This is a genomic window from Bacillus sp. FSL K6-2865 (assembly GCF_040311405.1).
Taxonomy (GTDB): Bacteria; Bacillota; Bacilli; order Bacillales; family Bacillaceae; genus Bacillus; species Bacillus velezensis.
This window is the reverse complement of the sequence record NZ_CP152036.1, coordinates 1,226,582-1,238,839: the sequence shown is the minus strand read 5'-3', so window position 1 is coordinate 1,238,839 and position 12,258 is coordinate 1,226,582. Positions and strand designations below refer to the sequence as shown.

At 46.2% G+C, this 12,258-nt stretch carries 11 protein-coding genes; 2 read left to right on the top strand and 9 right to left on the bottom strand.

Annotated features, from left to right (window positions below):
- Nucleotides 1-6 precede the first annotated feature (6 nt).
- The 3 genes from NYE42_RS06280 to NYE42_RS06270 form a co-directional block, all read right to left on the bottom strand.
- Nucleotides 7-960 (bottom strand): N-acetylmuramoyl-L-alanine amidase, encoded by a 954-nt coding sequence (locus NYE42_RS06280; RefSeq protein WP_003154880.1) that lies wholly within the window; start codon nt 958-960, stop codon nt 7-9.
- Nucleotides 961-1,102: 142 nt separating this feature from the next.
- On the bottom strand, nt 1,103-1,237 hold the full coding sequence (locus NYE42_RS06275; RefSeq protein WP_003154881.1) for a PhrA family phosphatase inhibitor: 135 nt from the start codon (nt 1,235-1,237) through the stop codon (nt 1,103-1,105).
- Complete coding sequence (locus NYE42_RS06270; protein WP_087920760.1) at nt 1,227-2,363, bottom strand: Rap family tetratricopeptide repeat protein; 1,137 nt, start codon at nt 2,361-2,363, stop codon at nt 1,227-1,229. The genes NYE42_RS06275 and NYE42_RS06270 overlap by 11 nt, the downstream gene beginning before the upstream one ends.
- A gap of 205 nt (nt 2,364-2,568) precedes the next feature.
- On the opposite strand from NYE42_RS06270, the gene NYE42_RS06265 reads away from it, so the two are divergent.
- Nucleotides 2,569-3,036 carry a DinB family protein gene (locus NYE42_RS06265; protein ID WP_020955678.1) on the top strand — a complete coding sequence of 156 codons (468 nt, stop codon included), beginning with the start codon at nt 2,569-2,571 and terminating at the stop codon, nt 3,034-3,036.
- A gap of 144 nt (nt 3,037-3,180) precedes the next feature.
- A complete protein-coding gene (locus NYE42_RS06260) occupies nt 3,181-3,945 on the top strand; it encodes a sulfite exporter TauE/SafE family protein (RefSeq protein WP_020955677.1) in 765 nt (254 codons plus the stop codon).
- Between the two features lie 33 nt (nt 3,946-3,978).
- Here the strand turns inward: NYE42_RS06260 and NYE42_RS06255 are convergent, their stop codons facing one another.
- The 6 genes from NYE42_RS06255 to NYE42_RS06230 form a co-directional block, all read right to left on the bottom strand.
- Nucleotides 3,979-5,472, bottom strand: coding sequence for an altronate dehydratase family protein (locus tag NYE42_RS06255; protein WP_039062935.1), 1,494 nt, complete (start codon nt 5,470-5,472; stop codon nt 3,979-3,981).
- Nucleotides 5,469-6,914 (bottom strand): tagaturonate reductase, encoded by a 1,446-nt coding sequence (locus NYE42_RS06250; RefSeq protein WP_144664110.1) that lies wholly within the window; start codon nt 6,912-6,914, stop codon nt 5,469-5,471. Before NYE42_RS06250 ends, NYE42_RS06255 begins: the two co-directional genes overlap by 4 nt.
- A 75-nt stretch (nt 6,915-6,989) precedes the next feature.
- Entirely contained in the window at nt 6,990-7,988 is a 999-nt protein-coding gene (locus NYE42_RS06245) for a LacI family DNA-binding transcriptional regulator (RefSeq protein ID WP_007407297.1), read from the bottom strand.
- 75 nt (nt 7,989-8,063) lie between these two features.
- Nucleotides 8,064-9,449: an MFS transporter gene (locus NYE42_RS06240; RefSeq protein ID WP_144664109.1), complete on the bottom strand. Its 1,386-nt coding sequence runs from the start codon at nt 9,447-9,449 to the stop codon at nt 8,064-8,066.
- Nucleotides 9,450-9,473: 24 nt separating this feature from the next.
- Nucleotides 9,474-10,871 (bottom strand): glucuronate isomerase, encoded by a 1,398-nt coding sequence (uxaC, locus tag NYE42_RS06235; protein WP_095284737.1) that lies wholly within the window; start codon nt 10,869-10,871, stop codon nt 9,474-9,476.
- Between the two features lie 187 nt (nt 10,872-11,058).
- Nucleotides 11,059-12,237: an NAD(P)/FAD-dependent oxidoreductase gene (locus tag NYE42_RS06230; RefSeq protein WP_012117352.1), complete on the bottom strand. Its 1,179-nt coding sequence runs from the start codon at nt 12,235-12,237 to the stop codon at nt 11,059-11,061.
- Between the last annotated feature and the right edge of the window lie 21 nt (nt 12,238-12,258).

The window sequence follows — 12,258 nt, the reverse complement described above, 5'->3', positions numbered from 1 at the left end:
TATGGATTACAGTTTTTCTTCAATTTTCGCCTTCGTTTTCGGGCCGTAAATTCCGTCTGCCGTTAATCCGCTGACGGATTGAAAACGTTTTACGGCATTTGCCGTTTTCGGACCGTAAACGCCGTCCGCCCCATGATTTTTTGCTCCTTTATCGGGATAAAAATAAAGAGCGGATAAAGCGTTTTGCACTTGTTTTACGTTTGTCCCTTTCGTCAGCGGTTTCGTCACTTTGATCACACCTGATGGAAGCGGATAGGAAGACACAGCCTGACTTTTTGAAGAAGAACCCGTCTGAGCGAGCTTGATCACTTGTCCGACTGTAATGTGATTCGGATCTGTGATATGGTTGATGCTTTGCAGCGATTTTACGCTGACACCGTGCGATGCGGCGATTTCCGATAAGGTGTCGCCTTTTTTCACATGGTATTCAGACGCGGAAGAAGAAATAGAGGCTTTTTTCGCCGGCATACTTCCGCTTAATTTCTTTTCAATCTTCGCCTTCACTTCATCCCAGCGGCCTTCAGACAATATGCGGTGCGGGCAGTACTTTCCGTTCCAGTCCTGATGCTTTCTGATTCTGTCAATCCCCCAGCCCCGTTCTTTCAAAAGCTGCGCCGCAAACGCAATCGCCAGTTCTTCTGCGGCTCTGTACCGTTCGCCGCCTGACTTGCTGTAACAGATTTCTATAGCAATCGACTTTCGGTTTCCGGTACCGTTCGTGCCGTCTCCCGAATGCCAGGCATTCCGGTCCAACGGAATTCCCTGGATCACTTCTTTGTCATCAACCGCAAAATGATAGCTCGTTGATTCGCTGTTTCCCGTCATATAGCTGATTTCATTAGCGGCGGATGCGTCGTTTGCCGTGTTATGAATGGTAATATACTCCGGCGTCATCGGATTCGGACATTTTAACGCATATTTATCAGCCGATACGAGCCGTTTTTTCACTTCAATCCCCACTCTTCATCTCTCCTTATGCCTTTTTCATCAATAGGTGGCATTCGTAGGACAGATAACTTGAGCATATAGACCCTGCATTCGGATAAAAATGGAATGGATACGCATGCAAAAAATAAGACCCTTCCAAAGAAGGGTCTTTATGTTATGTTTGGTTGCGCGCGGCAATATGGAATGTGCCGTCCGCTTGGTTTTCCAAATGGCTTTCATGGCCGATCACCTGTGTAAAGCTGAACCCGACAGCAACAAGCAGCAATCCTGACAACAGTTTAGATTTCATATAGACAATCTCCTCTCTGGATTTGTTTTTGGGCGTGCACCATTTTTTCATAAAACGTGAGCGCTTTTTCAGGCTGTCCGTGTTTCATGTAAAATTTGGCAGCGTCATGCGCCAATTCTTCCACATACGGATACAGCATGTGTTCTTCCAGAAAATCAAACGTGTGCCTGACGGATGCGTTATCCATTTCCTTGCCGTATAACGCATGTAAAAATTGGAACAGATTCACAAACAATTCATCATTGTATTCGCGGGCGATACTGAGCCCGAGACGGTATTGCTTCTCTGCTTCGGCTGTAGTGTTCTGTTTATAAAGAACCTGTGTTAATGAGTAAATAGAATGCGGAAGATTATCGAACTTTTCTGACCTGCAAATGGAAACGGATGTCTCAAAATATTCGGCTGCTTTAGAGAGGTCTCCCATTTTTTCGTAACAGTTTCCGAGATTATATAAGGCTGAACTGATAAGACGGGGATTGCCTTCTTGTTTTGCAAGATCTAAAGCAAGTTCTAAGTGGGGCAATGCTCTTTCTGGATACTGCATGTCATCATAATTCCCTGCAATAACGAATTCACATTGGATTCTGCGGACGTTGTACGTCTCATACGATTGGTACGTTTCAAGGGCTTGAACGGCATAACTCATGGAGACGTAGGTTTGTTTCAGGTTGTAAAATATCTCGGCCATTTTAAAAGCAAACTCAGCTTTCTCGATGTCATCAGAAACGAGTGCAAGGTTTTTTTCAGCCCGTTTGTAATACATCATGGCGTTTAGGAACATTTTCTGTTTAAATTCGTACATTCCTCGAAAAAAATTAAAGTAGTAATCAAGCAGTCCTGTCAGTTTATACTGGTTGCCTTCAATGTCTTCCAATAATTCTGAAAACTCAGGCTGAGAAGGGTCCTCTTTTAAGGGCTTGATGTAATCCAGCATGACACGGTGTCTGAATTCCATTAATGAATAATACAGCAGCAGATCCTGATCTTCTTCCATATCCTCGATCTCTCTCTCTACTTCACGTTTGACGCGCTCCGCCTCAAGAACGTGAAACTGCCGGATATGGGTATACCATTCATTAATTTTGAGCCCGACAAAAGAGGACGGAATAGTCTGCTTCATCCTCAATAAATCCCCCCTTTTGGAATGACCGAGATATGTCATATTTTATCATATTTGCTAGAAAAAGAAGAACGCAAAAAGACCGCAATTGTCGAATTTCGGATATCCGCAACGATTTATCTCCGTCACAAGCTTATTGCTTGTTTCTTCCGTGCCGTTGATATAGCATATCCTTGCGGCTTTTTATTCTGTATTAAATGGGGGTTTTCACATGACAGCACAAAATCAATTGGTCAGCCACTTTCTGTCACATCGAAACGTGACGATTGAGCTGGCGGAAAAAATCAGCCGCGAACATTACGATTACAAGCCGGCAGAGACATCAATGTCCGCTCAGGAACTTGTAAAACACATGGTTTATTCTTTTCTTATGTTTGCAAACGTCATTAACGACGGAAACGGATCAGCCATCCAGAACAAACCGAAAGAAGAAGCAGAAACAGACCTCGTCAAACTGGCTGAAACGTGTACTGAAAAAACGACAGACATCCTGTCACAGCTGACAGAAGATCAGCTGAACCGCGAAATTGACCTGACCGCCTCTTTCGGCAGAAAAGTGACCGGCGCGGCTCTCCTTCAGCTTGCCATGGAGCATGAAATTCATCATAAAGGCAATCTTTTCGTGTATGTCAGAGAAATGGGCCACACGGAACTTCCGTTTTATCAGCAAAAATCATAATCCGGCCATCCGCCGGTCTGCGACATAACAGCAGGCTGGCGGATTTTTTGTTCTGTATAAAATTTTCCGAAAATTTAATTGATTACCGCCTCTTAATCATATATAATCTGATAAAAATAGTAGGATTATTCAGGAGGCACACAGATGACTGTAAGCATTGTGTTTATGGGTTTCTTTGTCGGAACGCTTGTCGGATTGACGGGTGTGGGAGGAGCAGCGCTTTTGACTCCTTTACTGATCGTTTTGGGGATCAACCCCTCAATCGCCGTCGGCACTGACCTTTTATATAACTCCATCACCAAACTGTTCGGTGTCGTTTCTCATTGGAAGCAGCGCACCGTTCAATTTAAACTTGTCGGCTACTTGGCGCTCGGAAGCATTCCCAGCGCAACAGCCGCCATCGGTGTTCTTCACTTGTTTCCCGCTTTTCACCAGCATCAGGAGCAGATTATCAAACAGGCGCTCGGCTACGTACTGACCCTTGTCGCCATTTCCATTATCGCCCGCCTTTTTTTCGATAAAAGACTGCGGCCGAACCGCTGGCAGCAAAAAACGCTTGAAGAAAAGCGGACACTCATGATACTGATCGGCGTCATTTTCGGCTTCATCGTCGGCCTGACATCTATTGGATCCGGCTCATTATTTGCAATCGCCATGTTATACCTGTTCAGAATGAAAACGGCAGAAGTGGTGGGAACGGATATCGCACATGCCTTTCTGCTCGTAACTGCTGCCGGTCTGTTAAACGCAAGCTTCGGAAGCGTCGATTACCTGCTTGTATTGAATCTGTTGATCGGCTCTGTGCCGGGTGTGCTTCTCGGCAGCTTCTTTTCGCCGAAATTCTCACCGCGCCCCCTGCAGTTTGTGATGGCGGCGATTATTTTAATCAGCGGAATAAAACTAATATAAAAAAGGCGGTCTGTTGTCAGATCGCCTTTTCCCTTATAACGTCACACCGGACTTAAAGATTGCAAGCTCCCGAAAATCGTTTTTTTCGTTATTGACGAATTCTCCGCTTGCAACTTTAATAATGTATTGAATAAAATCTCTTACAATGTGATCTTCTGTTGTTTGGTCTTCCGCCAATCTGCCCGCGTTGTAATCAATCCAATGAGGCTTTGATTGAAATAAATCGGTATTTGTTGATACTTTCACAGTCGGGACAAATGTGCCGAACGGCGTGCCTCTTCCGGTTGTAAACAAAACGATGTGACAGCCCGCCGCGGCGAGCGCTGAAGAAGCGATTAAATCATTGCCGGGCGCACTGAGCAGTGTCAATCCCTTTGTTTTCAGTGTTTCACCGTATGTCAGCACATCAGAAACCGGTGCAAGACCGGCTTTTTGGGTGCAGCCGAGCGACTTGTCTTCGAGCGTTGAAATGCCGCCTTCCTTATTCCCTGGTGACGGGTTTTCATAAATCGGCTGCTCGTGCTTCATAAAATATTGCTTGAAATCATTGATCAATCGGACTGTTTTATGAAACACTTCTTCACTCGCCGCACGCTGCATGAGAATCGTCTCAGCGCCGAACATCTCAGGCACCTCCGTTAAGACCGTGCTCCCTCCCTGTGCAATCAAGTAATCTGAAAATCTCCCTAATAAAGGGTTTGCGGTGATGCCGGAAAAACCGTCCGACCCGCCGCATTTCAATCCGATGCTCAATTCTGACAGCGGAATCTCCTCACGTTTATCTCCCTTTGCCGCAAGGTGTATCTCTTTAAGAAGCGCAGTACCCGCTTCAATTTCATCTGTGACAGCTTGTGATTCGAGAAATTTCACCCGATCTCCATTCACTTCAGAAAGCGTTTCCCTAATCGCCGCCAGCTCATTATTTTCACAGCCGAGCCCTAAAACCAGCACACCGCCCGCATTTGGATGACGGATGGCGTTCATCAGCATTTGTTTCGTATTCTCATGATCATCGCCAAGCTGGGAGCAGCCGTATTGGTGCTTTAAAACCAGCACATTGTCAAAGGGCGCAATGTCTTTCGCCTCTTTTACGAAGCGCTGCAGGATTTTCTCAGCGACGCCGTTAACGCAGCCGACTGTAGGCACGATCCACAGTTCATTCCGGACGCCGGATGTACCGTTTTCTCTTCTGTAGCCTTTAAATGTCCGGTTCTCATTTGTAAAAGGATTGTCCTCGAAGCGCGGTGAATACGTGTATTCTTGCACATCGGATAAATTCGTTTGCAGATTATGGGTATGAATATGCTCGCCGGCCGAAATCCGCCTTGTCGCACGCCCGATTGAAAAACCGTATTTAATGATGCTGCCGTTTTCTTCAATGGTTTGCAGCGCGATTTTATGCCCCCGCTTTACAGGGTCCTTCACTTCAATCGTCAGTCCGTCTGTATGCAGCCGCTCCCCTTTGTTAAAATGGCGCATGGCGAGAAGCACGTTATCGTTTTTATGGATTTTTATGACCTCTTTCATTTCACTTCCCCCTTTTTGCCGCAGCATTCATGTATCGCCTGCTTCATACCCAGCTCATGAATGACAGACAGAAAAAAAGCCGTTCGTTCAGTCAGCCCCGGAAGATGATTCAGATTCTTCCCCCACAATCGCTCTTCTCCTAATATGGCAGATGCCGCTTGAAACATATCATCTTTGCAACGGGACCGCGCCATTTGAAAACGGTTAAGAACCTCCTCGCAGTCAGCCGGTTTGTTCGGTCCGTTCCAGTATGAATAGATCATGGCGCTGAACGAAAATACCAGCTTCTCAGGTAGCCGGCCCTCCTGTTCGATATAAGCCTTCAGCGTCGGCAGGTTTCTTGTTTTGAATTTCGCGGCGGCGTTAAGGGTAATGCTTTGCAGATAATGGTGGATATAAGGGTTTTTAAACCGCTGTAACACATCTGCCGCGTATTGGGTGACACCCTCTATTTGCAGCACAGGGAGGATTTCTTCATTGATCAGCTCTTCAATGAATCTGCCCGTCACCTCGTGCTCAGCCGCTTCCCGGACGGTTTGCAGTCCGTATAGTAAAGCCACTGGCGCCAATGCCGTGTGAGCGCCGTTTAAGATTCTCACCTTTTTTGTCCTGTAAGACGTAAGGTCAGACGTGATCAGTGCGTTCAGCCCGGCCTCAGCAAAAGGAAGCTCATTCTGAAGCTGTTCCGGCCCTTCTATCACCCACAAATAATAATGCTCACCAACCACAAGCAGACGGTCTTCGTATCCGAGAAAATCGGTAAGTTCTTCCGCGGTATCAACAGGAAATCCGGGAACAATCCGATCCACGAGGGTATTGCAGAAGATGTTCGCGTCATGAATCCATTGAGTAAAACCAGGTTCCAGCTCCCACAGCCCGGCATATTGAAGCACGGCCGCCTTCAGTTTCCGTCCGTTTTCTTCGACCAGTTCACATGGAAGCACAATACACCCTTTCTCGGCGTCACCCGCAAATGCCTTATAGCGGAAATAAAGGAACGCCGCTAATTTCCCGGGGAATGTTTTTTGAGGTCTATCCTCAAGCCGGTCGCCTTTCTCAAACGTAATTCCCGCTTCTGTCGTATTGGAAATGATAAAACGAAGCTCCTCTTGTGCTGCCAGCCGTTTAAAGGAATCATAGTCAGAAAAAAGATCAATGCCGCGGCTGATGGATTTGACGATCATGTGTTCTTCAGCCGGTTTTCCGTCCTTTATCCCCTGCAAAAAAAGCGTAAATAAACCGTCCTGCTCGTTTAAACGTTTTATTTTCTCAGAGCCTCTCGGCTGTACGGCGACAACGCTTCCGTTAAAATCCGTCAATTGATTCAATTGATCGATCTGCCAGTCAGCGAAAGCCCGCAAAAAGTTGCCTTCACCGAACTGAAGGACTTTTTCAGGATATTGAATGTATTCGCCGCACATCTTTTTATTCAGCTGCTGCAAGCTGTCCGCCTCCTTCTGTATTTATGCACACGTTAACATTTCTCCGTGTGAAAACCCGGATATTCAGACGGGCCGTTATGTGAGTTTTTTAATGGAATCTCTTATCATCACCTCGGTGTTTTCATATATTTTTTCCGCCGCCGTATCCGGGTCGGCGATTAGCGCCAAAATCTTCTCTGCGCCGAGTATGCTGATGTTTTCAACCGGGCGTTTTACTGTCGAAAGCCTCGGCGTCATGTATTGGGAAATGCCGATGTCATCAAACCCGATAACGGATATATCTTCCGGAACGTTCAGGCCTTTGGCGAAAATGGCATTCATCGCCCCGATCGCCATATCATCGTTTGAACAAAAAACAGCCGTAGGCGGTGATTGAAGCGCCAAGAGTTTTTCCATCGCCTGACTGCCGCTTTCCATATCATAGCGGCCTTTTACACTGTATTCATGCTTAATCGGGATAGAATGATCAATTAAAGATGTCAAATAGCCTTCTTTCCGCTGAGAAGTTGACCTGAATCCTTCCTTTCCCTCAATGATCGCGATATCTCTGTGTCCGTTTGCGATCAGGCAGTCGACCGCCTGTCTGGAGCCTTCTTTATCGTTTGACAGGATATTCGTGATGCTCCGGTCATCAATGTCCCGGTTCAGCACGACAAGCGGGATGTTTTTCTCGCGGATATGATAAATAAATGAATTATCACTGTCGCTTTGGCTCATTAAAATGATTCCGTCATATCTCATGGGCGTAATGGTTTCAAAGCTTTTCAGGTCGTCAATCGCGCGGACGAACAAATTGTATTCCTCACTGATTGTGCGGTTTACACCTTTGATGGTATCGGAAAAAAAGCTGTGTGAGGTTCCGTTTGTGATGCTTGTAAAAAACAGCCCGATCGTATGGGACTTTTGCATGGCAAGGCTTTTTGCATTTACATTCGGTGTGTAATTCAGCTGTGAAGCGAGCTCTAATATTTTCTGTTTTGTATGCTCTTTAATGTAGGGGCTGCCGTTAAGTGCCCGGGATACGGTTGTGTGGGATACGTTGGCGAGTTTTGCGATATCTTTTATGGTTACCATCGTTTTTCCTTTCTTTCTGTATGCTGTCATTTATTTCTATTGTACCTTAACGGACAGTCCATAAAATCACTAAAGTTAAGGTTTTGCATGATGTAAGTCCTGAACGAGCTCGGCATGCTGCCGGTCCGTCAGTTTATACATTAAACCGATAATCAGCATGGCGAACGCTAAAGCGAAAGCCGGGTACAGCAGCAGAAGCCCTTTAATCCCGATTAACGTGCCTTTTGTCTGAGATGCATTCGGGATATAGCCGATAACGCTCAGCCCGATGCCTGAAAGAAAACCTGATAAAGATTGGGCGAGTTTTCTGGAAAAGTTGAAAAGCGAATATGTCGTCGCCTCCTTCCGTTCACCCGTCTTCCATTCTCCGTAATCAATAATGTCCGACACAAGCGCCCACGTAATGCCGTTTGGTATGCTGATCCCGATAAAAGCAATGCTCGCTAACGCCGTAAAGATATATACATTTGACGGGAGACAGAAATTCAGCGCATCAGCCGCGGCGCTAACGGCAAAACCGATCATCACCGTTTGCTTTTTTCCGAAGCGTTTGACGAGTTTCGGCATAAACAAAACACCTAAAAATGAAGAACCGATGATGATAAAACTCATGTAGGACATCAGCTCCGCATTGTTGAGATTATACTGGGCGAAGTAAACAAGCATAGCGGATTTAATGTTATATGCCGATATTGAGAAAATCGTCATGAAAACGACGGTCAGAAGCGGTTTGTTGCCGATAAAGCATTTGAAAACCGACATGACGGACAGCTTTTCTTTCGGCGCTTCACGGACGATAATTCTTTCTTTGCAGTTTCGGTAGCAGATCATAAATCCCGCGATTCCGATTACGGCCATCATTCCCATGACTGCCGGGTAGCCGATGTGAACGTTATCAAAATGAACAAGAATCGGGATGACGATGACACTTGTAATGAGCAGCGCGCCGAGGGAGCCTATCTGGCGGAATGCGGAAAGCGCCGTTCTGTCCTCCGCATCCTGTGTAATGGCCGCGCCGAGGGAGCCGTACGGAATATTGACGAAAGAATAAGCGATCCCCCACAGCATGTAAGAAGCATAGGCGTACACAAGCTTCCAGGTGACGCTCACGTCCGGTGACACAAAAATCAATACGGTCATGACCGCAAGAATAATACTTCCGAATAATAAGTACGGCCTGAATTTCCCCCGGGGTCCGATCTTTTTTCTGTAGTCAATGGCCGAGCCGACAATCGGATCAGTCAAAGCCGCAAACAGCTTGCTGACCAAAAAAATACTGCCGGCGAACGCTGCCGGAATGCCTGCGACATCTGTGAAAAACTTCAGCAAATAGATCTGCCCGAGATCAAACATAAATCCGTTCCCAAAATCTCCAAAACCATAGGATACTTTTTCTTTCAGACTCAGCTTATGCTCCTTCACTTTTGCGGCAGGTGCTGTCACGACAGGCACATTACTCATAGGCCACCTCTTTCATTCCATTTTTTAAAAGCGGAAATATTCCTCAGCATTCCGGTAACAAATCCCCTCGACAATCTTTCCTAAAAGCTCCATATCGTAAGGCGCTTCGCCTTGTTCCGCCCAGCCGCCGATCAGCGTGCAGACAAGCCGCCTGAAGTATTCATGGCGGGGATAGGACAGGAAACTTCTTGAATCCGTCAGCATCCCGATAAAACGGCTGAACAGGCCCATGTTTGATAACGCTTTCATTTGCTGGAGCATTCCATCTTTCGTGTCATTGAACCACCAGGCTGTGCCGAATTGAATTTTCCCCGGTGTTTTCCCATCCTGAAAGCTGTTGATCATGCTGGCGATAATATAGTTGTCATTCGGATTCAAAGAATACAAAATCGTTTTAGGCAATTGCCGCTTTTTTTCGGCGGAATCTAACAGCCGGGCAAGCGGTTTTGCGATACGTTCATCATTAATTGAGTCATATCCCGTATCAGGACCGAGGCTGCTGAACTTATTTGTATTGGTATTTCTTAACGCGTTAATATGGAACTGCATCGCCCAGTCCAGTTCGGCGTAAAGACCGCAAAGATATTGCAGCGTCCGTGTTCTGAATTTCTTTTCATCTTCAAAAGACACATGCTCTCCGCTTAATCCGGCTGCAAAAATCCGGGCCGCTTCCTCTTCGGTCGTCTCGGCATAAACCATTTGATCTAACGCATGATCCGACACTCTTCCTCCGGCATTGTGAAAAAAGCGGACGCGGGATTCTAACGCATCTAAATACGATTGGTAGGTGGTGACAGCCATTCCGGAAGCGCTCTCCAGCGAACGGACCCAATCGGCAAAACCCGGGCTGCTGATGTCCAGTCCTTTGTCAGGCCGAAATCCGGGCAGCACTTGAACCGGAAAATCACTTTCTTTCAACAGTTCGTGGTATGTCAGCGCATCGGCAGGATCGTCGGTTGTGCAAATGACTTTGACTTTTGATTTCAGAATGAGATCCCTTGCGCCAAACCCGTCTCCCTGCAGGAGCTCATTCGTTTTTTTCCAAATTGCCGCGGCCGTTTTTTCATTCAATACGTCATAAATGCCGAACCAGCGCTGCAGCTCTAAATGCGTCCAGCTGTACAGCGGATTGCCTATCGCCATCGGCACCGTTTTTGCCCAGGCGAAAAACTTCTCTTCATCTGAAGCGTTTCCGGTAATGCAGCGCTCTTCAATGCCGTTGGCCCTCATGATCCGCCACTTGTAGTGGTCACCGTAAAGCCATGCCTCCGTAATCGTTGCGAAGGTTTTATTTTCATAGATTTCCTTTGGGCTTAAGTGACAGTGATAATCAATGATCGGCATGTTTTCGGCGTATTCCCTGTACAGCTTTACGGCCGTTTTACTATCCAGTAAAAAATCATCACCCATAAAAGCTTTCACATTTTCATCCTCCCTCTTAAAAATGTTAACGTTAACAAAATGATTCTTTTTTATTTTAGCTTCCTCTTTCTCACATATCAATCATTTTTATTTTATTTTTCAGAAAATTGTATCCGTTAACATTTTCATACAAAAAAAAAGACACTGCCGAGAAAGTCCGGCAATGTCTTCTGTGTGATCTTAAGGATTAGTAAGCGAGGCTGAATAATCCTTTGATATGTGTTAAATAACGTACGTTACTTGCTTCTTTCATTAAAGATGCCGGAAGACCTTTCAGCGGAGTAGAGTTCGCTCCGATGATGGCAACCGCGTCTTTACGTCCGAGGCTTGCAAGCGTACCAGAGTTTACAGGCTTGAATGTTTCAAGCGTTTTTCCTTCTAAGTAAGCGAACAGGTTGTAACCCACAAGTTCACCCATCTGCCAAGCGATTTGCGCTGTCGGCGGGTACGGACGGCCGTCCGGCGCAAAGTATACAGCGCTGTCACCGACAACGAATACATCTTCGTGAGAAGTAGATTGTAAGAAATCGTTAACCGTCGCACGTCCGCGGTTCACTTCAAGGCCGGATTCGCCGACTAACGGGTTGCCTTGTACGCCGCCTGTCCATACAAATGTGTTGGCAACGACTTTTGAACCGTCTTTCAGATCAATAACGTTTCCTTCAACATTTGTAACAGGAAGACCTGTTAAGAACTCAACGCCGCGTTTTTCAAGACTTTTTGTCGCGCGTTCGATAAGGTCATCAGGAAGAACAGGAAGAATTTTCGGACCTGCTTCTACTAATTTCAGTTTGATTGCTTTCGGATCTACGCCGTATTTTTTCGTAAGGTTCGGCATGATGTCAGCAAGCTCACCGACAAGCTCGACGCCTGTTAAGCCGCCGCCGCCGATAAGGATCGTTGCATCAGCTTCGTTTTTCGTTTTAGCGTATTCACGCACACGGTCTTCCACGTGTTTGTATACTTTGTTGGCATCAGCAGCAGATTTCAGCACCATGCTGTTTTCTTCGAGTCCAGGAATGCCGAAATAAGCCGTAACAGAACCAAGTCCGACAACAAGCGCGTCATAAGTCAGCTTAGAACCGTCAGAAAGGGCAACTTCTTTCTTATCAACTGAGAAAGAATTGACTTCTGCGATTTTAATGTCGACGTCTTTTCCTTTCAGAAGTTTTTCAAGCGGCATAGCAACAGCCTGTTCAGACACGTTGCCCGCTGCAAGGCGGTGCAGTTCCGTAATGATTTGGTGAGTCGGGTATTTGTTCACAACGGTTACGCGTGCTTCATCTTTACTGTAATGTTTGCGAACGGTTAAAGCAGAAAGAACTCCGCCGTAACCAGCGCCTAAAATGACAATATGTTTTGACATCGTATATCCTCCGTCCTTTAT

Coding starts and splice junctions, on each gene's coding strand:
- NYE42_RS06275 (WP_003154881.1), bottom strand. CDS start 1,237: ATGAAATCTAAACTGTTGTCAGGATTGCTGCTTGTTGCTGTCGGGTTC.
- NYE42_RS06265 (WP_020955678.1), top strand. CDS start 2,569: ATGACAGCACAAAATCAATTGGTCAGCCACTTTCTGTCACATCGAAAC.
- NYE42_RS06260 (WP_020955677.1), top strand. CDS start 3,181: ATGACTGTAAGCATTGTGTTTATGGGTTTCTTTGTCGGAACGCTTGTC.
- NYE42_RS06255 (WP_039062935.1), bottom strand. CDS start 5,472: ATGAAAGAGGTCATAAAAATCCATAAAAACGATAACGTGCTTCTCGCC.
- NYE42_RS06245 (WP_007407297.1), bottom strand. CDS start 7,988: ATGGTAACCATAAAAGATATCGCAAAACTCGCCAACGTATCCCACACA.
- NYE42_RS06240 (WP_144664109.1), bottom strand. CDS start 9,449: ATGAGTAATGTGCCTGTCGTGACAGCACCTGCCGCAAAAGTGAAGGAG.
- NYE42_RS06230 (WP_012117352.1), bottom strand. CDS start 12,237: ATGTCAAAACATATTGTCATTTTAGGCGCTGGTTACGGCGGAGTTCTT.